Source organism: Ruegeria sp. CH8 (assembly GCF_056536985.1).
Window position 1 is genome coordinate 13,783 of sequence record NZ_JBQFQR010000035.1, and the last position, 19,437, is coordinate 33,219.

Consider the following 19,437-nt stretch of genomic DNA (forward strand, 5'->3'; position numbering starts at 1 on the left):
GCTGTGTGAAACACTTATCACAAAATGAACAAACATTCATTCAATGTCAATACTTGAACTTCTGCTCCCCTAGATGCGAGAAGTAACAGGCGCGTTTCTCAACAAAGGAAAAAGACATTTCTGCCGAGACTGATATCCCAACCAATGCACGAGATCTGAGCAAGCTGCAGAACCGAAAGAAGTTGATCCAGGCGGCAGCAGACGCCATCCATAAGTACGGAATTCGCGGAACGACCTCGGCAAGAATTCAGGAGCTGTCAGGATTATCGCGGGGAATGGTGAACCTGCACTTTGGCTCAAAGGAGAAGCTGCTGCTCGCCGTGGCAGAGGAGCTATCAGCGCGCTACGCAAGGCAATGGAAGGCAATCGCAGATAACCCCGAGTTTGGCCCTGCGGACAAGCTGATCTCTATCATAAAGGCTGATTTTGACCCGTTGGTCCTTAATGCGCGGGACGTTGCGATCTGGTTTTCGTTTCGGGTCGAAGCGCTCTCGAATCCACACATTTTTCCTTTCATCGACTCGCGGGACAAAGGTTTCCGAGCGGCGATCCAAGACCTGTTGAAGCAAATTGAGAGTGAAGGTGAGTACGAAGACGTCGACGCCAAACTTGCAACAGACGCTTTGATTGCTTTGCTGGAAGGACTCTGGACCGACTACCATTTGCACTCAGAAATCTTCAATCCCGAGGAGGCTTTGAAGATTTGCCTGTATGTATTGCAGTCAATGTTTCCGAAGCACTTTGTGACACAGTCGTTTCACATGTGACTCCGACAAAAATGATTGAGAGTGTACTACGGTTAATCACAAACCAGTTCGGGTTTCGCGGTTCAATCGGCGCAGGTCGTTTATCATTGCTTTGGCCAGAGAGATGCACATGAGCAGCAAGACGACACTGAACGGCAGCGCGCCGATTATCATGGAATTGGTCAAGGCCTCTAACCCGCCGCCGCCCGCGATAAGCAAAGTTCCAATGACAAGAGTCAGAAGAACGCCCCAGATGATGCGATGAAGCAAGCCGGTGTCTTCCGACCCACCGGACATGATCGTGTTCATCACGAGGATGCCAGAGTCGGCGGATGTAACAAGGAATGTCATGGTTAGCAGCACACACATGATACTCACTACCGTAAGCAAGTTGCCCGATATCATTTCCCCCAAGGTGACGAACAGTGTTGCCGTTGTTGATGCGGCAAGGATCGATCCATTGGCATCTCCATTCAGTTCCAAATCAATGGCGGCCCCGCCCAGAATGGCCATCCAGGCGAAACAAACGAGGGACGGGGCAATGACCGCTCCAAGAATAAACTCGCGTACGGTTCGCCCTCTGGAGATACGCGCTAGAAAAAGGCCGACAAAGGGTGAAAACGCGATCCACCATGCCCAGTAGAATGTAGTCCATCCGGCCTGCCATCCGAACAACCTGCCTCGTGTGCCCGCGTCATAAACTGCAGTCTTGGTTGCATCAGAAAGACCGGCTGAATCGTTGCTCAAACCCTCAAGATAGGTTGCTTTTGTTCCCCATGGATCAGTTGCGCCCGCGAAGAGTTCCCCGACAAAGGGCGCCGCCTCTGCTGGCAATACGGAGGCAAACTCGACTTCGGAAATTGGTCGAAAAGCCTGGAAACTCAGAGGGACAAAGTTTTTGATATAGTCAACCAGCGCTGTAGCATAGGTCGTCGCCGCAAATGCGAATGAGCCATAAACAATGAATACCGCCAGCAATACCATTGAAAAGAGAAGATTAATGTTTGACAAGTACTTGACACCACGCCCCACGCCAGAGACGGCTGAGAGTGTCGACATAATCATAACAACGATCAACGCCGTAATTAGGCCGGCGGTCGACGGGATCATTTTGGTTACGTCTTTCTCCACAAGCCAATTCGCACCAGTAATTAGAAACGCACCGTCCACCAATTGAGAAACGCCATATCCGATCGTTACCGCCACGCCGAGTATTGTCGCAACGACGCCGAGCACATCGATCACATGGCCTGCAACACCGTTTGAGTATTCTCCGAGCAATGGGGTCAGTGCGGTGCGGATTGTTAGCGGCATGCCTCTTGTAAACGCGTAATAGGCAAGGCTAAGGCCGGTGACGACGTATATTGCCCAGGCGTGAAATCCGGTGTGCAAAAATGTATAGCGGTAGGCTCCTTGAATTGCGTCCTCGCTTTTGGGAGTGATTTCCCCGGAAATAGTCAATGGGTTGGTTTCCCAAAGGCCAAGTGGTTCAGCGGTTGCATAGACCATTAGGCCCACGCCCAGACCCGCCCCAAACATCATCGAAAACCATGAGAAGTTCGAAAATTCCGGTTTCTCATCTTCTAACCCCAACCTTATTCGGCCGGTTGATGGAATGAGCGCGACAAGGAAGAGGAAGAGTACAAATAATCCAACGGAAAGGTTGTAGAAGGTATTGAACTCGGACAGCATTCCGGACTTCCAAGATCGCAGTGTATCGTTCGCTGATAGTGGCCAAACCAGCGCCCAGAGAACAAGCAGAGAAACCGAGAGTTTGCTGACTAGCGCAATCGGCAGGCTATACCCTTTGTAAAAGCCAGTCCGCTGAGTCCTTATTTTGAGGTCTGTGAAAGGTTCTTCAAGCGCCATGTTTTCTCGGTCTTGCATAAATTGACTGCTTTGCACGCCGCACTGCCAGTCGCTGGGTTCCAGACTAGTTTACTTTCAGACAGAATAGGACTGTAGCTGAGGAAGCGATAGCTGAGAGGAAAACCTTTGAGTCGCAAATGGCAAAACCTGTGCGGTTATGAAAATATGAATGACTCAAAATCAAAGGCTTGGCCATCGTTCAATGGCGAAACTATGTGTCGCACGACATATCTTGTTGGACGTCAGAGGAATTTGACCTTTGCGTCATAAACTGACCCAACACCCCCCTTTTCGTGACCCCACAGATTGTTTCGTTTGATCTGACTTCCCCTCCGGAAAATCAGGGCTGATTTGCAGATCAGACGGCGAAGCCGCCTGTTCCTGCTGATCTGCCACGTGGCGAACGCGGGAGTCCGCTACCAGGCATATAAGTGATGGTTCCTTTGGTTCGCAGATAAGGACCCGCTCAACCAGAGATCGCTTCACTTAACACCCATTCAGCGACGTTCTCACTTTGTTACGGTGCTGCGATTCATTCGGTGGTTGCGAAAATTTGCCATTCGAAGCGCCACTCGACGACAACTGTGATGCGGATGGAGCTTTAATTTGTTTTGCAGCCAGCGTTAACACAAAAAACCTAGTTCCCGCAGAGGAAGACTTTCGGAGTCGCGGCGAAGTTGAAGAAATGCGAAAAATACGCTAGATTCCTAAACATATTCGAGCTTGAGGCGCGAGCAGTGGTATGGGCGTGCTGAAAAGGCTTTTGAAACTATGCGCAGCTTTCCCATATTCTCCTACCCAAGGACTACATTGGGTTGCGCCTACATGGAGAATTGGCAACCGACGCGTCCGATGTCGCCGGGACATTGTGGCTGGATCAGGCGTCGCGCAACTGGCATGCCGGAATTGCCGAGGCTTCTGACGTTGCTCGCGATTGGCTGCCGCAGATTTTCGATGGTCACAGTGTCGTCGGCACTGTGACGGCACTTGTCGCAGCTGAGACGGGATTGAGACCTGACGTGCCCGTCGTGGCCGGAGGAGGGGGCGCGGCAACCGGCGCTGTGTCTTTGGGTGCTACCGAACCGGGTCGAGGCTTCATCTCTTTAGGAACGTCTGGCCAGTTGTTCGTGGCGGATCGGGCTTACAAACCCAATCCCGAACGTTATGTACATGCTTTTGCACACACGCTGCCCGGCCGTTGGTATCAAATGGCAGCAATGCTGAACGGGGCCAGGCCAATTTCGTGGATAGGTGGACAGCTTGGGCTTTCCGCAGCTAAAGTTGTCGCCCTTGCCGAAACGGCGAGAGGCGATCGCGTGCCGATTTTTCTGCCGCATTTGACAGGTGAACGCAGCCCCCTGGGAGATCCGTATATCCGGGCCTGTTTCTTTGGACTCGAGGACTCAACAACACGCGCGGACATCTGCCGTTCCGTGGTGGAGGCGATTGCGTTTTGCTTTGCTGATGCAGCTCAGAGTTTCGGTGACACTATGGATAACTTGCCGGAATTGGCTGCCATCGGAGGAGGCAGCCAATCAGATTTTCTGCTGAAGCTGATCGCGACGGTGATTGGGAAACCTGTAGTGCGCTCGGAAGGAGCCGATACTGGCCCGGCCTTTGGTGCGGCGCGGCTGGCAGCTTATAGCGACGATGCGATTACCGGAGCCGATCTCGCGTTTCAGATGCCAACTGCAGATAGGTTCGAGCCAGCCGATATGACAGTGCTCTTCGAGCGTTTGACACAGTTTCGCCGGCTTTATGCTGCCATCAAAAACGTTAATTGCCTGCTATCAAACAATCTTTCGCAACTCAATATGCTTCCTAAGTGTGGTGGAGGGGCTTTGTGCCGCAAATAGTATACTACGTGCTGCTCAGCGTTCTTGTCGAACGTCACACGAATCTTACCCAACCACCATAGTTGGACCAGAAGAGGTGAAATCCGAAATCAGTAGGCGTCCCCAATGTTGTAGCAGTCTTCATAGGCGGTCGGGCAAAGTGTCAAGCATCCAATTTTATCAAATCGCTTGCCTTTTCGCCGATCATGATCGCTGGTGCGTTGGTGTTGCCACTGACGATTTCCGGCATGATTGAGCAATCGGCCACCCGCAGGTTCTCGATACCGCGTACCTTTAGTTTTGCATCGACAACGGATGTCTCTGACTGTCCCATCGCGCAGGTGCCGGTGGGGTGGTAGATTGATGCGGTGTTCGCTCTGGCCCAATCCAGCGTGCCATCGTAGTCGTCGACGCTCAGGTCCGCCGAGGGTCGAAACTCTTCTGAAATCTTCGAGGCCAGAGGGTTCTGTTTGGCAATCTTTCGCGCGATGTTCACGCCGTCGACGATGGTTCGGCAATCAGTCTCCGTGGAAAGGTAGTTCGGGAAGATTTTGACATGTTGAGACGGATCCGGACCGTTCAGGCGAAGTTCCCCTCGGCTCTCCGGACGCAGTTGGCAGACCGACATTGTAAAGGCTGAAAAGGGATGCACGCCCTCGCCAGGGCTGTCGGCGGACCAGGGTTGCACGTGGAATTGAATGTCCGGTGTTTCGACATCAGGTCGGGTTTTCATGAAGCCGGTGGCAAGGCTGGCGGCCATGGTCATAGGACCCGCGCGAAATAGCGCGTACTTCAAAGCGATGCGCGCCTGATTGAACAGGCTGCGTACTTCGTCATTCAGCGTTGGCTCATTGCATTTGAACACCAGCCGCGCCTGCAGGTGGTCCTGCAAGCCTTTGCCAACTCCGGGCAGGGCATGTTGGGTTTCGATGCCGTTTTCCTTCAAGTGATCCGGGTCACCGATTCCCGACAGCATCAGAATCTGTGGGGAGTTGATCGCCCCGCCGGACAGGATGATTTCGCGACGAACTTTCAGGGTTTGTTCGGCCCCGGTGCGATCCCGATAAGCCAGTCCAATGGCCTTTTTCCCGTCCATGACCACACGCGTGACCAGCGCGTTTGTGATTATGTTCAGATTTTGACGCCCCCGGATGGGCTTGAGATAGGCCACAGCAGCGCTGCACCTACGGCCGTTGCGGGTGGTCAGTTGGAAATAACCCACGCCCTCTTGTTCGGCACCGTTGTAATCGGGGTTGAATGGATAACCGGCGGCCTGCGCTGCGGCCACCCAGGCGTCGCAGATGGGCCGTTGAATGCGCATATTGGACACAGACAAAGGTCCACCGACCCCGTGAAATTCATCCTCGCCCCGCTCCTGATCTTCGCAGCGCTTGAATAGGGGCAGGACATCGTCCCAGCCCCAGCCCTCGTTGCCCATTTGCCGCCAGCGGTCATAATCCTCTTTCTGTCCACGCACATAGAGCAACCCGTTCAGCGAGGATGATCCACCCAGCACCTTGCCGCGTGGCCAGTCGATAGATCGCCCGTTCAGCCCCGGATCAGGTTCGGTGCGATAGCACCAATCGACCGAGGGGTTATGCATGGTTTTGAAGTAACCAACGGGGATGTGAATCCACGGGTTTGTATCGCGGCCACCAGCCTCGAGCAGAGCAACGGTCGTGTTGGGGTCAGCGCTCAGCCGGTTGGCAATGACACAGCCCGAAGACCCCGCACCAACAACCGCATAATCCACTTCCATGACTGCCTCCTCCTCACGCCGTCGAAAAAACTCTATGCAAGATGCAAGAAATATACTAGCCTTTTTTGATACAAAACGTCTCAATAATTGCAATCAGGGAGGTAAGCAATGGAGATCGGTCGGAAACTAAGTGGTATATCGCGGAGGGATTTTTTCCGTGTTGCCGGGCGTTATGGCATGAGTTCAACGCTGCTGGCGGCTGGTGGGTTCGGGGGCGCGATGAGTCTGGCGAATCTGGCGCAGGCCGCCGAATCAACCTACGAAAAGCGCTTTTCGAAAGAACCGAAACACACACTGAAATTCGGCGCTTCGGGCTTCAACACCCGCAACCTGCTGATTGAACGCGCCGGTGCAATCGAGTTCGCGCGCGACCTGGAGGAGCGCACGGATGGCGAAATTCGCATCGAATTCATCGGCGACAACCAGATCTGCGGTCAGTTGAGCTGTGTCGAAAAAACCCAGCAGGGAATTGTTGATATTTATGCGGCTTCGACACAAAACTCGGCCGGTGGCGCGCCTTACCTGAACGTGCTGGACTATGCCTATATGTTCCCCAGCCGCGCGGCGCAGTATCACTTTTTCTACAGTCCGGCGAGCCAGCGCATCCTGCGGGATCCGTTGGAAAAACGGCATGGTCTGAAATTCCTGTTCACCCATTGCGAACTGCGCGGGCTGCAGATGGGTTCGACCTTTGCCGACAAGCCCACTGTAACAAAACTGGAAGAGCTGTTTGGTACCAAGAACCGCGTGACAGGTACGCAGCTGGGGCGGATTGCGATGCAGCTGTTGAACCTGAACCCGGTGCCGGTCGCGTGGGAGGAAACGCTGGACGCTCTGAAAACCGGTCTGATTGACGGAGCTGAAACGTGGGCCTCGGCCGTGGCTTACGCCAACATGGCGCCGGTGGTCTCGCAGTCGGTGAACCTGAAATTCTTCTGCGGCACTGAACATACCTCGATGTCGGCTAAGGTCTTCGACGGCCTGGGCGGTGAGTTGCAGGATGCGGTGATGGAGTCCTCATACTTCACACAGGCGTTGATCCAAGGCGCGAACGAAGCCGCGCTGTTGAACACTGTCGGTTTCTCGGAACCGCAACTGCCGAACACGATCTTCGCTGAAAACGGTGTACGCCCGGCCTTCCTTGCAGACGATCAGATCAAACTGGCGGAAGAAATGTGTGCTCCGAACTACAACCCCGAACCCTGGGCTCAGTGGCGCGAGCGGATAAACAAATGGGCTGGTGGTATCGACACATATCAGGAGATTTACGACATCGCGCGTGAGATTCCCGCTGATACAATCGCGGAAAACGTTGAACCACGCCGCTGGTGGAGAGGCGAAGCCTAACCTAAGCTTAATACGAACCGGCCCGTGCGGGCCGGTTCCACTAAACACCGACTGGGAGGACGGGGTTCATGTCATTTTGGGCAGATGTCGGCGCGATATTCAGTGCTTTATTCACCTTCGATTCATTCGAAATTCAATCCGCGCTGGAATCCGACGCGACATGGGTGGTGGGCGCAATTGTCTCGGCCTTGGGTGGGCTCCTCATTATGTGGATTTACCGCAAAGTGCCGTTTGTTGAACGCCATTTTGAACGTGCCGTAATGGTCTATTCCTACCTTGCGATTGCTTTCATCATATTCTGGGGGGTGATTGATCGGTTTGTGTTTAATGACCAGGAACCCTGGTCCACCACCATTCCTCCACTCCTCTTCATGGTGATGGCATGGTTTGGCGCGTCCTATAACGTGCGGCTACGCACACATCTGAGCTTCAGCGAATTCCGCACTTCGATGCCGCGCGTCGGGCAACTGGCTTGCCTGTTTCTGGACGCAGTGCTGTGGTACATCTTTGCGGTGATCGTCATCGTGACCACCACGCGTTTGGTGGCCTTGTCCGCCTCGAACTTTCAGATCGTTCTGGGGACCGACAATATCATGCAGTGGTGGTTCCTTTTAGCCGCGCCGCTGTCCTTCTTTCTGATGGTCGGGCGTGTGTTTCAGAACCTCGCCGACGATCTGCACAACTGGAAAACTGGTGAGCCGCTGATCCAGCAGGCCGTGATCGGAGCAGACTGATGACAGACGGAACCATGGTCACACTGATCTCGCTTGGGGTCACTTTTCTGTTCATGCTGGGCGTGCCGGTTCTGCTGGTGATTGGCTATTGGGTCATCGGCTGTTCCTTCGTCCTTGGCCTGACGCTGGACAATATGGGCGCGGAATTGCTGAACGTATTCAACAAAGGCTTTGCCCTGTTGGCGATGCCCTTGTTCATCCTAACCGGCGACCTGATCAACAAGTCAGGCATCGCAAGGCGGCTCAGCGATTTTGCGTATGCCTGTCTGGGTTGGATACGCGGTGGGCTGGCGATGGCATCGCTTGGCGCTTGCGGATTGTTCGCGGCGATCTCGGGGTCGAACTCGGCGACGACGGCCACGATTGGCTCGATGCTGCACCCTGAGATGGTCAAAGGTGGCTATGACGAACGGTTCAGCGCTGCCACCGCGGCGGCGGGCGGTACGGTTGGGATCATCATTCCTCCGTCAATTATCTTCATCGTCTACGGCTTCCTGATGAACCTGCCGATTTCCGAGCTGTTTGTTGCCGGTATTTTGCCAGGCGCGCTGATGGTCATGGGGATGCAGTTCGCTTGCTGGATCATCTGCCGTATGAATGGCTGGGGACATTTGATCCCGTTGCAACTGAACCGCGTGTTGAAAACCGCGTTCGGAGCGTGGCTCGGCTTCTTCGCCATTGGGCTGGTGCTTTGGGGCATCTATACAGGCAAATTCTCTCCGACCGAAGCGGCGGGCGTGACCGTGGGGTTCTGTGTCATCGCGGGTCTTGTCAGTTATCCGATCAACCGGATCATGGGCGCGCGGAATGACATCCCTCCGACTGAGAAAACTTTCGCAGAAATGTTCGTGGTTGAAGGCTTTACGATCCCCGAGATCCCTTCGATCGTCATCCGGTCAGCCCAGATCACTGGTATCCTTGCGCCGTTGATAGCGATTTCCGTAGTGATGCAGCAGATTCTTTCCCTTTTGGGTGCGCAAGAGACCATTGGTAACTTTGTGACCTCAATGGGCGGCTACTATGCGGTTTTGTTCACTTCGATGGTGATCGTGTTTTTCTCGGGCATGGTGCTGGAAAGCTTGCCAGTCACGATCATTCTGGCCCCGATCCTTGCGCCGATTGCGGCCTCGGTGGGCGTTGATCCGATTCACTTCTCGGTGATCTTCCTTGTGGGCGCGTCCATTGGCTTCATCACCCCGCCATACGGCTTGAACCTCTACGTTGCCTCCGGCGTGACCGGCGTGCCGTATTTCCGGCTGCTGCGCTACACGGTGCCGTATCTGGCAGCGCTGCTATCGGTGTGGATTTTGGTGTCTCTGGTGCCCGATCTGGCCTTGATCCTGCTGCCAAATAACTAGACTGTTGCAGGATGGCCGAGACGGAAACACAAGACAAAGAAACTCAGATCCCGACCAACTTGCGCCTTCTTCTCATCCTTGAGGAGGTGGCGCGACGCGGGGTTGGCGTCAAACCGTCAGACCTTGTCGAGACATTAGGCCTGGCCAAGCCGACCGTTCATCGCCTACTGCAGACTGCAGAATCCGAGGGTTTCCTGCAGCGCGATCTCGATGGGCGCTCGTATGGCCCCGGACATCGGCTACGGCTGCTTTCGGTCAATACGATGTCTTCCGAGCACCTCCGCACTGCACGTCTGGCAATCTTGCGCAGCGTCGCCGAAAAAGTTGGTGAGACTTGCAATCTCGCCATTCCGGACAGGGAGGGGATGATCTACCTTGACCGGGTGGAAACAAAGTGGCCGCTGCGAATTCAGCTGCCGGTCGGTACGCAGGTGCCGTTCCATTGTACCGCAAGTGGCAAGATGTACCTGTCCACACTACGGCAAAAAACACTGGATGGATTTCTTGCAGCAGGAAATCTGCAACCGCAGACTGAACGATCTCTGACTGATCCCAAGGTTTTGCGGGCGGAAATCCAAAATATCACCGAGAACCGGTATTCCACGGATGATGAGGAATTCATGGCTGGTATGACCGCACTTGCTGTGCCCGTTCTTGACGGGCAGGGCAGGTTGGTGGGAACGCTTTCGGTTCACGCTCCAACACAACGTCACGACGTGAACAGCCTAATGTCGTTTCTGGGAATACTACAAAAAGGGGCCGGCGAACTTTCGGCTCTTTTGAACGAGTGAACAGCAGTTGGGTGACAGTCAAAACGCGAGTATTTTGAAACCAGCCGCGATTCAATCATCAACTGGTTTTGGGAGTTCTGGACCAAAGCTGACGAGTGCGTGATCAAAGTCCAGTATGGACGTTTGCTCAACTTTGAAAAGTCGAAACTCTGCGCAACGAGGCCTTAGGAAGGTAGTGCAGCATTCGACACATTGCGCGCTTTTTGTGCCTTAGGCAAAGACATGTGTCGACATTATTGTCGGCCTGCCTGTTCACGGTCGAACTGCATGCGAAATTGCCTGACTTCATCCATCTGTTCATGTGACCAGAAGACGAGTGGCTTTAGCATTTCAAGAAGGCTTCTACCCAAAGTCGTCAACTCATAGGACACAGCGACCGGCGGGCCGGGATCGACCGTCCGGGTCAGGTACCCATCGCGCTGGAGCCCGCGCAGATTTTCGGTGAGTACACTCTGCGTGATGTCTCCGATACAGCGCTTGAGGTCGCCAAAACGTTTCGGTTCATCCTCCAGTGCGAGGATTATGATCATCCGCCATTTGCCTGTCACATTAGAGAGCACGGAACGGATGGAGCAGTTGGAGGCTTCTGCTTTGTTTGCGACTCCAATCGGTAGCATCTCAGTCTCTGGTATTGTTTCAAAACTAAATCGAACAATAGCATTCATTTACCTGCGCGCAACGCTCTTATTTTTATGATGGTAGCGTTGAGCATACTAGGTCAGTTCAAAGTACATAATTGCAAAGTGGTAGTTATTTGCTACCACGTATCGAGAGGATACGAATCAGAGGATATAGTCATGTCTCCCAAAGAACTTGTAATCGCACTTTTTACTGCTGCATTTGCTGATCACGACCCGGAAGCCGCGCGGCAACTCGTTACGCAGGACTACATCCAACACAACCCTCAGGTCCCAACCGGAGCCGACGGGTTGATGGGCCTCATACCTTTGGTCGAGCAATCCGGCATGACAGCGACCACCCATCGGGTAATCACCGAAGGCGATCTGGTTGTTTTGCACAGCACTTTTGACAACGCAGATGCCTTTGGCGCACCGACCCTTGCAGCCTTTGACATATTCAGAGTGGAGGACGGCAAAGTTGGCGAGCATTGGGACAATCTGCAGCCGGTTCCCGAAACAACGGTGTCTGGACGTGGCATGACCGATGGACCGACCGAGATCACCGATCTCGAAAAAACGGCAGAAAACAAAGCACTGGTTCTTGGCTTCGTTCACGACGTTTTGGGCGGGGCCGCGCCAGAGAAAGCGGCCATGTATTCCGAGGTTTACATGCAGCACAATCCAATGCTGGCTGATGGCATTGATGGTCTTATGGAGGGGACCAAGGCATGGGCTGAACAAGGGAATGTAATTACCAAGTTCGAGCCCCAGATCGTGGTGGCAGAAGGCAACTTTGTCTTTGTTGCTTCAGATGCCACTGTTAGCGGGAAGCCTTGGGCTTTCTTCGACCTATGGCGCGTCGAGGACGGAAAGATTGTGGAGCATTGGGACGTTGTTTCTCCTACTCCAGCGGAAATGGTGCACGGGAACGGCAAGTTCTAAAATTGGAAGCGGGCTGGCGGGCCAGAAATAGCTGGACCGCCAGCCCTGAGCGGCCATGCGAAAAGAGCCCGGTATCAAATGATCCGGGCTCACTACTGACCTTGGAGGCAACACGGCTTTCTTTGATACGGTCTCTTGTCAACGTCGGGTTGTCGTGGGGAGCGTAGGTCCAGTCACGGAATTGCCAAAGTCCGCCTACACCCAGCCCATGGAAAAACAGTTACTGCGAAAGCTCCAACGCCCGGTTCCGTGGCGATCTCCTGAACGGAGAGATCTTCTACAACCTGCGTGAGGCTTAAATCCTGATCGAACAGACACGGGGACACACTAAAACTAAACGACCTTGGGGTACCGCCTTCCGGCGCTGGAAATTACCGTCTCGATGGGTCAGAGGTTAGTCACGCACCAACAATCGCACTGAACCACTCAGTTGCGGCCGATCACCTCTAAAAGCTCCGTTCGTGGCTACCGTTCGCGCTTGCGGCAGGTCTTCTGGCTTGCGGACCATCGCTTGGACTGGCCTTGCCAAGAGCATTCTTCTAGTGGCGTGTTCAGCCGACCTCTTTGCTTACAGGTATGGGATAGCGCCGGAGTTTCACCGGTTTTCCTTTTGGCTTTCGACAGAAATTGAAGGAACCGAGGCAACATCATATCGGGTTTAACCTTATCGTGCCGCCAATATGTTGGGTAAATGGGTCGCGGATTTCTTTTGTGGGTCGACACTAAAAAAGCTGAGGGTCCAAATGATCTAATGCCCGTCCTTGTCGAATCAACTCAATTCGTGTTCTGTCGCGGCGATGGTTCCCGGCCGCGTTTCGTCGTCGGGAAAAAAGGGAATACGGTGCGGCCCGTTCAATAGGCCTATTCCGTGACTGCCCCCGCAACTGTAAGCGGTGAGCGACCCGAGATCGTCCACTGGGCAAACGCCTGGGAAGGATCGGGACAGCGTTGACCCGCAAGTCAGGAGACCTGCCATCCGAATTTTAACGAACCTGGGCGGGGTGTCCCAGAGGGAGATGACAATGTTTCAAGCGGTCCTTGCCGTTCAAAAACTTGCACTCGCTTTGCCCTCGTCCGAGCGGAGGAGGCGATGTCTTTGTCATTGCAGAAATCTGAATTTCAACCCTGCGAACTGCGCCGGGGAAACATCGCCTCGGTAATCTGTGGTGTCCATGTTTGTGCCGTAGCGGACGGGGCGCCCCTATGACGCGGCGCTCAACGGGTTATGACGCCAGCCAACGCGGACGTTGTCTGACCGAATTCAGCGTGCCGATGCTGGTCGCGGGAGCCCTGGCGCTGTCGGCGCTGTTGTGGCTTGCGATTTACGCGGTGCTATGATGGCGGCTGTTCTTCAAATCCGCGATCTAACGCTTGGATACCGCGAGCTGACGCTGTTTCGCCGCTTGTCCATGGATATCGAAGCCGGCACAACCCTGGCTGTTCTGGGGGCCAACGGGTCTGGCAAAAGCACCTTCGTGAAAATGCTGATGGGTCTGATGGACCCGCTTTCGGGTAGCCTGCACTGGCCACAGGGTCGCCCTCGTGAAATCGGCTATCTGGCGCAGATGACAGAGTTTGACCGCCGCTTTCCCATTCGTGTGCGCGATCTCGCCGCCATGGGCGCCTGGCGTGGGTTCGGCTATCGATACGGTCTGGATGGTGCCGCGCGCGACCGAATGACTGCGGCGCTGGACGAGGCTGGAGTTTTGGACATCGCGGACCGCCCCCTGCATACGCTTTCGGGCGGGCAGTTGCAGCGTGCTTTGTTTGCCCGGGTGATCATGCAGGACGCGCCGGTGATCCTGCTGGACGAACCCTTTGCCGCCGTAGATCAAAGCACCGAGGCGCATTTGCTGTCGATCATTCGCCGCTGGCGCGACGAGGGTCGCGCCGTGGTGCTGGTGGTGCACGACTTGTCATCGGTGCTGGATCATTGCAGCCACGCCCTGCTGCTTGGGGGGCAAGAGGCAACCCACGGATCAGTCAATGACGTCCTGACGCCTGACCGGTTGGTCGCCCAAGGTTATCTCTCGGAAAGCCAGGCGTCCTGGATGTTCCGGCGCACGCCATCAGCAGCGGAGAACGCGCATGTTTGACCTCCTCACTGAAATGTGGAGCTTCGCCTTCATGCGCCGTGCCTTTGTGGCCACCACGGTCTTATCGGCCTCGGTGGCACCTGTGGGGGCCTTCCTGGTGCTGCGGCGCTTGTCACTGGCGGGCGAGGCCATGGCCCACGCGATCACGCCGGGCATCGTCATCGGCTTTGTCACGGCGGGCCTGTCCGTCATGTCGCTGTTGATCGGGGGGCTGGTCGCCGGGATCGGCGTTGCCATCCTGACGGCGTTTCTGGCGCAAAGAACCATCTTGCGCAGTGACGCGAGCCTCGCCTCGCTCTATCTGATCGCGCTGGCGGTGGGCATTTTCATTCTGTCCGCAGCCGGGTCTGCTGTTCCGCTGAAGAGTTTTCTCTTTGGCTCGATCCTGGGCATCGACGATGCCTCGATGCTTTTGGTGGGTGGCGTGGCCACGGTGACGCTGGTGGCCTTCGCCTTCCTGCTGCGCCCCTTGATCGTCAGCACCTGCGATCCTGTGTTTTTCGAAACCCAGACGCGTCGACCCTGGCTGGTTGATCAGGGATTCATGCTGTTGCTGGTGCTGAACCTGCTGGCGGCATTTAAGACGCTGGGAACGTTGATGGCCGTCGGTCTAATGATCCTGCCCGCAACCGCGGCACGCTATTGGGCCAGCACGATCACGGTGCAGTTGGTTCTGGGCTTTATCTTCGCCCTGTCTAGCTGCTGGATCGGGCTGACCCTGTCTTACCTGTTCCCGAACACACCTTCCGGCCCGGCGATTGTGCTTGTGGCCGGGGTGTTTTTCATGATTTCGGCCATCTTTGGCCCACTTGGTTTTGGCAGACGGCAGCGCAAGCCGACTGTTTCAAATGACATCCCCGTTGCGCAAATCCATCAAGAAGAGAGAGCCAAATGACTCTTATGAAATCCCTTTATGCCGGTATTGCCTCGGCATCCTTTGCTCTGGTTGCCCTGCCAGCAAGCGCGGGTGACGACCACCTCAAGGTCGTCGCCAGCTTCTCGATCCTCGGCAACATGGTCGAAGAGGTTGTGGGCGATCTGGCCGACGTTACAACCATCGTTGGTCCTGACGCGGACGCGCATGTCTACCAGCCGTCGGTCGCCGACGCGAAGGCTGTGGCCGAAGCGGACATCATCTTTGTCAACGGCCTGGGCTTTGAGACATGGTCCGACACGCTGATCTCGGAATCGGGCACCGAAGCATCCGTGCACGTGGCCACCGACGGTATCACACCGGTCGAGGTTGACGGTGAAACCGACCCGCACGCGTGGAACTCTCTGTCGAATGGCGTGGTTTATGTGACCAACGTCGCCGCCGTGATGAAAGAGGCCATGCCCGAGCACGCGGACGAGATCGTCGCCAATGCCGATGCCTACATTGCGCAGTTGGAAGCACTGGATGCCGAGACCAAAGCCAAACTGGCCGATCTGCCCGCAGACCGTCGCACGGTTGTGACCGCGCATGACGCGTTTGGCTATCTGGCTGATGCATACGGCCTGACGTTCCTGGCGCCGGTCGGCATCGACACCGAAGCAGAGCCTTCCGCTAAAGAGCTTGCCGTGCTGATTGACCAGCTGAAATCCGAAGGCGTGGCCGCATTGTTTGTTGAAAACATCACCAGCCCGGCCTTGGTGCAGCAGATTTCGGACGAAACCGGCATCGAGATCGGTGGCCGTCTGTTCTCGGACGCCCTGTCCGAGCGCGGTGGTCCTGCGACCAGCTATCTGGCGATGTTCCAGCACAACCTGGGTACTCTGCTGGACGCACTTGGGGACAAAGGCGCAAGCTAAAGAAAAAAGATGCCAGGCGGTTCGAGCCTAACCGCCTCGCGCATTCAGCCTACATCGATGAGTTCATCCTTGCCTACAATCAGAAGCGTTGCGAACTCAATCCGAACCCAAAAGCACGTGATGCGGTGCGCGGCTTGATTTCGGAGATCGTTGTGTCTCCGACCGAGAATGACGGCGTGCCAGTCGAGGTCAAGAGCCGCTTTAGCGCCTTGGTATCAAACCGTTCCAAAAAGCTGGGGGGGCTGGTGGTAGCGGAGGAGGCGACAGAATGGCGGGTCTTAACCTATTGAATAACCTTTAAGTTATTACGCGCCCCTGAAGCCGACCCCCGTTTTGACCCCCGTTCTAAGTTGTTTTCACTTCCAACGCGTACTGGAGGTTCTTTTCAAGAACAGACACGCCGCTCAGACTATCAGTTCTGTAATTCCTGCAATTAAGCCTGCTTGCATACTTCGCTTAACCGCGTTTTTTCGTGCCTCTTCGCTCATGCTGTCGCCGTTCAAGAGTACGCTTACATTTCGAGCAAGTGAGACCAGCCCAGCGAATGCAACTGTATCCAGAATTTCGCTTTCTGTGCCACCAGTTAATTTATCTGTCGTACTGTCAAAGTCGTCCGATAGCTGCTGGTTGGAGATGTCCGAGGATGGCACGCCTTTTTGCGCAGCATCTTCGGAGGTCGCCATTAGAGGAATGTCCTCGTATTTTTCAAAATGATCTTCGACATAAGCGCCGTAAGAAGTTGCCTTTAGTTGGAACTCTCGAATTTCTCCCGTTTCCATGTTGATTATCTGGACGTCTGCGCCCGGATGATTGGTCGCTTCAAAAAGCTCTACCCGAAACTCGTCACCATCGCTGTTTTCTTGGCGCGCAAACTGTAACTCGTGTGCAATACCTTTGACGTTGTTTTTGAAGCCTTGCAATTGGACAGGTGAGAGCGACTGAACGTGTTGTGCTATATCTTCGTTGCTCATTTCGGAAAGATCACCAGACGACCGCCGAATTGCGTCCAAAATGTCTTGTTCTGCCGACGTGAACTCGTGCTCACCATCCGACAACAGATTAAAAATGAGTGCCGATCCTACGCCAACGACAACAGGTTCTGTTAGTGAAGAAGCTCGTTTAGCGAACCCCCTTACAAGGTTCAATTCGGTGAATGTGTTGCGGAACCAGCGTCGCTGCATAACTGGCCAGTCCTGTGAAATCAAAAGTACCTCAGAGGCCTTTTCAACCAGCGGTGCAAGAGCGCCCTCGTTCAGCGCCGCCGCTTCACGCGGAGAAAGACGCAATTCGCCTTTTTCAGCTTGTCGAAGCCCGATTGCCATTGCGCTACAGGCGTCAACCAATTGCCGCTCAGATGGAGTTAAGTCCTCCAGTTTTCGTGTTTTGCCCAGAAGATATTTGTTTGCGATGGGTTTTACCGCAAATGGGGCAGCTACCGCGCCAGCCACTGCGGCGCCACCAACCACAAGTGTCCCCATGGCAACTGAACCGCCAATCCAAGCCAGAGCACTTGAGGTGAACGCAGCGCCGCTCAAACTGCCAATCGCGGTTCCTGTGGAGGCTGTACCTGCAAGCGCGGCAACAGAAAATAATGAGGCAGGAACCGCAGCGCCAGCAAGTTTGCTGGACGCCACTGAAACTGCCTTGTTTGTCCAGCCGCTTTCGCCAATGACGCAGTCCGAGAGTTGTTCACAGATGTCTGCCGTGCGCGTGAACCAATTGCTTTCGTCCAATGGGTTTTGAGCATCCATGTAGTCTTCAAATTGAACTTTGGACCAATCAATCAGAGCATTTGAATTGTCTTGAACTGCAGAAATGGCGCTAGTCGAAGCATTGTAGGCTTTGTCGGCTAACCATTGAAATTTACTGCCTGTCGACATCTCTTATTAGCTTCCTTTTTGTTTCTGTTCAGAGCTCTTGAGTTCCAAGGATTTTCTGCAAACACAAAGCCTATTTCAGTTTTTAGCCTTAAAACAGAATGGATTGTAGGTACTGTTTACTCGCGGCGTTATCGGAAAGTACTACCCCGGCTTGTAAATCTTGCGCGCGTGCTGGCCGTATGGCACAGAACCCGACCCAATCAGGAAGGTCTTTAATTGTCTGCCAGTAATCGCTCTAAACTCAAACTCGTTTTTGATCAGGAAACCCACACCGATGAACCGTTGCCCGGTTGCCAGCGTGTGCCGGTCTGGTGGGTGCCCGACGGCGGCATACGGCACAACGGGACGACTGTGGGCGTCAAATGGCGCTGCGACAGGTGTGGGGTCGAAGGGCAAGGTACCTTTGGGCCAGCGCGGTCTTTGTCGGATACCACGCATAGGGCTGAGGGTGCGTTCTTGAATTCTGAGCCAACAAAGTCTCGTTGCGTATACTTTCAGTCGGATGAAAACTAACCGCGATCAAAATGCTCGCGTCACGGGCGATCATTACTTACGTCTTGGCGCCGCTGACGTGTTGCTACCGATTTTGCGTCGATGACCGATGCCTTCAACGCAATGCCAGTTGACTAGTTTCCTTGTTGGGCGGCAATTAAGCCATCGGTCCAGACGTTCCACAAATCACAGCTCGATAAAAGTAACCTGCGGGCAATGCTTTGAACGTTGAAAACCTCGTATGGGCCAAGTTTTGGTGTACTGCTGCTGAATGCATGCGCCGTCATAAAATTGCGCAAGTAGCTGCATGCGTGAATGGCGTCTGGAATTGAGACAGTTACATCGCGAACCTTGCGACCATCGCTATGATCAGAAAGAACGTTTTGGCGGATTTCGATTTTTGCTTCGGTTTTCTCACCCCTGAAAAGCCATTCATACTCATCGTCCTGATCAATGCCGACCATTTTCAACCGACGAGTAATGTCTTCAAGCACTTCTGGGTTCCAAATGAATAGTTTTCTATCCGACCAGCGCGGTTTTTGAGCGCTGGATTTAATCTGCAACCCCAATTCCTCGATAGCTGAATAAGCTAGGTTTATTGCGGTCGAAGTACGCACATGGTCATAGTACTCCTCTGAGTGTTTTTCAAACATCTGCCCATGCTTAGGGTGAGCCGACCATGGTGTTATGCTTTCGGTTTCGAAACTGCTTGCAAGTTTGTGAGCTGCATAAATTGACTTCTTCTTGTGCCAAATTTTGCTAGCGAGCGCTACTGCAAGAGGTAATTCGTCATGAAAGGTAAACCACTGGAAGAAACCATGTGTTCGAAACACGTTTTGGACTACTTTGTCCATTTTTGAGGAAGTTTCTGGCAACTCAAATCCACTTTGAGGCGGGTTTTTGACTAGGGGAAATCCGTCGATTATGAGCATCGCGGCACAGATAAGCTGAACGATGTTATCGGCGTCAGATTTCGCCATTTCTAAGACCAGTAGCTGACCGTGTTCAGCGTCATCCGGCAAGTCTCTAATATAGTCTGGATGGCTAATCTCAGAGTGTCCGTCCTGCCAAAAAGCAAAGCGCCGGTGTCTAGCCCCCTTGTTCTGGGCCATCTCGGACTAGAGTTTCGGGGACTGGTGGGCGCATGTTGAGGGCCTGATGCGGTCGGGTGTGGTTG

General features: G+C 54.3%; 16 protein-coding genes, 2 pseudogenes and 2 riboswitches. Of the genes and pseudogenes, 13 read left to right on the forward strand and 5 right to left on the reverse strand.

The window, feature by feature from the left end:
- Positions 1–182 precede the first annotated feature (182 nt).
- Positions 183–767: a TetR/AcrR family transcriptional regulator gene (locus ACR0ER_RS23335; RefSeq protein ID WP_480770943.1), complete on the forward strand. Its 585-nt coding sequence runs from the start codon at positions 183–185 to the stop codon at positions 765–767.
- A 36-nt stretch (positions 768–803) separates the two neighbouring features.
- Here ACR0ER_RS23335 and ACR0ER_RS23340 read toward each other — a convergent pair whose 3' ends face one another.
- Positions 804–2,615: a BCCT family transporter gene (locus tag ACR0ER_RS23340; RefSeq protein WP_480770953.1), complete on the reverse strand. Its 1,812-nt coding sequence runs from the start codon at positions 2,613–2,615 to the stop codon at positions 804–806.
- 782 nt (positions 2,616–3,397) lie between these two features.
- Here ACR0ER_RS23340 and ACR0ER_RS23345 point away from each other — a divergent pair.
- Positions 3,398–3,667, forward strand: a pseudogene (locus ACR0ER_RS23345) (FGGY family carbohydrate kinase); the annotation flags it as partial.
- Positions 3,668–3,676: 9 nt separating this feature from the next.
- The gene (locus ACR0ER_RS23350; RefSeq protein ID WP_480770954.1) at positions 3,677–4,471 is read left to right on the forward strand and encodes a xylulokinase; all 795 of its coding nucleotides are present in this window, start codon (positions 3,677–3,679) and stop codon (positions 4,469–4,471) included.
- Between the two features lie 142 nt (positions 4,472–4,613).
- Here ACR0ER_RS23350 and ACR0ER_RS23355 read toward each other — a convergent pair whose 3' ends face one another.
- Positions 4,614–6,209, reverse strand: coding sequence for a GMC family oxidoreductase (locus ACR0ER_RS23355; RefSeq protein WP_480770944.1), 1,596 nt, complete (start codon positions 6,207–6,209; stop codon positions 4,614–4,616).
- A 108-nt stretch (positions 6,210–6,317) separates the two neighbouring features.
- On the opposite strand from ACR0ER_RS23355, the gene ACR0ER_RS23360 reads away from it, so the two are divergent.
- The 4 genes from ACR0ER_RS23360 to ACR0ER_RS23375 all read left to right on the forward strand — a co-directional run bounded on the left by ACR0ER_RS23360 (position 6,318) and on the right by ACR0ER_RS23375 (position 10,439).
- Entirely contained in the window at positions 6,318–7,556 is a 1,239-nt protein-coding gene (locus tag ACR0ER_RS23360) for a TRAP transporter substrate-binding protein (RefSeq protein ID WP_170333984.1), read from the forward strand.
- Positions 7,557–7,624: 68 nt separating this feature from the next.
- A complete protein-coding gene (locus ACR0ER_RS23365) occupies positions 7,625–8,290 on the forward strand; it encodes a TRAP transporter small permease (RefSeq protein WP_170333981.1) in 666 nt (221 codons plus the stop codon).
- Positions 8,290–9,648 carry a TRAP transporter large permease gene (locus ACR0ER_RS23370; protein ID WP_170333980.1) on the forward strand — a complete coding sequence of 453 codons (1,359 nt, stop codon included), beginning with the start codon at positions 8,290–8,292 and terminating at the stop codon, positions 9,646–9,648. The genes ACR0ER_RS23365 and ACR0ER_RS23370 overlap by 1 nt, the downstream gene beginning before the upstream one ends.
- 11 nt (positions 9,649–9,659) lie before the next feature.
- On the forward strand, positions 9,660–10,439 hold the full coding sequence (locus ACR0ER_RS23375; protein ID WP_480770945.1) for an IclR family transcriptional regulator: 780 nt from the start codon (positions 9,660–9,662) through the stop codon (positions 10,437–10,439).
- Positions 10,440–10,672: 233 nt separating this feature from the next.
- Here the strand turns inward: ACR0ER_RS23375 and ACR0ER_RS23380 are convergent, their stop codons facing one another.
- Complete coding sequence (locus tag ACR0ER_RS23380) at positions 10,673–11,056, reverse strand: winged helix-turn-helix transcriptional regulator (protein ID WP_170334141.1); 384 nt, start codon at positions 11,054–11,056, stop codon at positions 10,673–10,675.
- A gap of 180 nt (positions 11,057–11,236) precedes the next feature.
- On the opposite strand from ACR0ER_RS23380, the gene ACR0ER_RS23385 reads away from it, so the two are divergent.
- From ACR0ER_RS23385 to ACR0ER_RS23410, 6 genes and pseudogenes are all read left to right on the forward strand, one after another.
- On the forward strand, positions 11,237–12,001 hold the full coding sequence (locus ACR0ER_RS23385) for a nuclear transport factor 2 family protein (RefSeq protein WP_480770946.1): 765 nt from the start codon (positions 11,237–11,239) through the stop codon (positions 11,999–12,001).
- 203 nt (positions 12,002–12,204) lie between these two features.
- Positions 12,205–12,422, forward strand: a pseudogene (locus ACR0ER_RS23390) (integrase core domain-containing protein); the annotation flags it as partial.
- A 44-nt stretch (positions 12,423–12,466) separates the two neighbouring features.
- Positions 12,467–12,654, reverse strand: a riboswitch (cobalamin riboswitch).
- 128 nt (positions 12,655–12,782) lie between these two features.
- A riboswitch (cobalamin riboswitch) is annotated at positions 12,783–12,992 on the forward strand.
- A 212-nt stretch (positions 12,993–13,204) separates the two neighbouring features.
- Positions 13,205–13,339 carry a hypothetical protein gene (locus ACR0ER_RS23395; RefSeq protein ID WP_480770947.1) on the forward strand — a complete coding sequence of 45 codons (135 nt, stop codon included), beginning with the start codon at positions 13,205–13,207 and terminating at the stop codon, positions 13,337–13,339.
- Positions 13,339–14,097 (forward strand): metal ABC transporter ATP-binding protein, encoded by a 759-nt coding sequence (locus ACR0ER_RS23400; protein ID WP_480770948.1) that lies wholly within the window; start codon positions 13,339–13,341, stop codon positions 14,095–14,097. Before ACR0ER_RS23395 ends, ACR0ER_RS23400 begins: the two co-directional genes overlap by 1 nt.
- The gene (locus ACR0ER_RS23405) at positions 14,090–14,992 is read left to right on the forward strand and encodes a metal ABC transporter permease (protein ID WP_217359600.1); all 903 of its coding nucleotides are present in this window, start codon (positions 14,090–14,092) and stop codon (positions 14,990–14,992) included. The genes ACR0ER_RS23400 and ACR0ER_RS23405 overlap by 8 nt, the downstream gene beginning before the upstream one ends.
- Positions 14,989–15,888 (forward strand): metal ABC transporter solute-binding protein, Zn/Mn family, encoded by a 900-nt coding sequence (locus ACR0ER_RS23410; protein ID WP_480770949.1) that lies wholly within the window; start codon positions 14,989–14,991, stop codon positions 15,886–15,888. The genes ACR0ER_RS23405 and ACR0ER_RS23410 overlap by 4 nt, the downstream gene beginning before the upstream one ends.
- 404 nt (positions 15,889–16,292) lie before the next feature.
- Here the strand turns inward: ACR0ER_RS23410 and ACR0ER_RS23415 are convergent, their stop codons facing one another.
- Complete coding sequence (locus ACR0ER_RS23415; RefSeq protein ID WP_480770950.1) at positions 16,293–17,768, reverse strand: hypothetical protein; 1,476 nt, start codon at positions 17,766–17,768, stop codon at positions 16,293–16,295.
- Between the two features lie 626 nt (positions 17,769–18,394).
- On the reverse strand, positions 18,395–19,372 hold the full coding sequence (locus tag ACR0ER_RS23420) for a hypothetical protein (RefSeq protein ID WP_480770951.1): 978 nt from the start codon (positions 19,370–19,372) through the stop codon (positions 18,395–18,397).
- Positions 19,373–19,437 lie beyond the last annotated feature (65 nt).

Excerpts from the sequence above, each read along its gene's own strand:
- ACR0ER_RS23400 (WP_480770948.1), top strand. The coding sequence starts at position 13,339 with ATGGCGGCTGTTCTTCAAATCCGCGATCTAACGCTTGGATACCGCGAG.
- ACR0ER_RS23420 (WP_480770951.1), bottom strand. The coding sequence starts at position 19,372 with ATGGCCCAGAACAAGGGGGCTAGACACCGGCGCTTTGCTTTTTGGCAG.
- ACR0ER_RS23365 (WP_170333981.1), top strand. The coding sequence starts at position 7,625 with ATGTCATTTTGGGCAGATGTCGGCGCGATATTCAGTGCTTTATTCACC.
- ACR0ER_RS23340 (WP_480770953.1), bottom strand. The coding sequence starts at position 2,615 with ATGGCGCTTGAAGAACCTTTCACAGACCTCAAAATAAGGACTCAGCGG.
- ACR0ER_RS23375 (WP_480770945.1), top strand. The coding sequence starts at position 9,660 with ATGGCCGAGACGGAAACACAAGACAAAGAAACTCAGATCCCGACCAAC.
- ACR0ER_RS23385 (WP_480770946.1), top strand. The coding sequence starts at position 11,237 with ATGTCTCCCAAAGAACTTGTAATCGCACTTTTTACTGCTGCATTTGCT.
- ACR0ER_RS23405 (WP_217359600.1), top strand. The coding sequence starts at position 14,090 with ATGTTTGACCTCCTCACTGAAATGTGGAGCTTCGCCTTCATGCGCCGT.
- ACR0ER_RS23360 (WP_170333984.1), top strand. The coding sequence starts at position 6,318 with ATGGAGATCGGTCGGAAACTAAGTGGTATATCGCGGAGGGATTTTTTC.
- ACR0ER_RS23355 (WP_480770944.1), bottom strand. The coding sequence starts at position 6,209 with ATGGAAGTGGATTATGCGGTTGTTGGTGCGGGGTCTTCGGGCTGTGTC.
- ACR0ER_RS23395 (WP_480770947.1), top strand. The coding sequence starts at position 13,205 with ATGACGCGGCGCTCAACGGGTTATGACGCCAGCCAACGCGGACGTTGT.
- ACR0ER_RS23410 (WP_480770949.1), top strand. The coding sequence starts at position 14,989 with ATGACTCTTATGAAATCCCTTTATGCCGGTATTGCCTCGGCATCCTTT.
- ACR0ER_RS23370 (WP_170333980.1), top strand. The coding sequence starts at position 8,290 with ATGACAGACGGAACCATGGTCACACTGATCTCGCTTGGGGTCACTTTT.
- ACR0ER_RS23415 (WP_480770950.1), bottom strand. The coding sequence starts at position 17,768 with ATGTCGACAGGCAGTAAATTTCAATGGTTAGCCGACAAAGCCTACAAT.
- ACR0ER_RS23380 (WP_170334141.1), bottom strand. The coding sequence starts at position 11,056 with ATGCTACCGATTGGAGTCGCAAACAAAGCAGAAGCCTCCAACTGCTCC.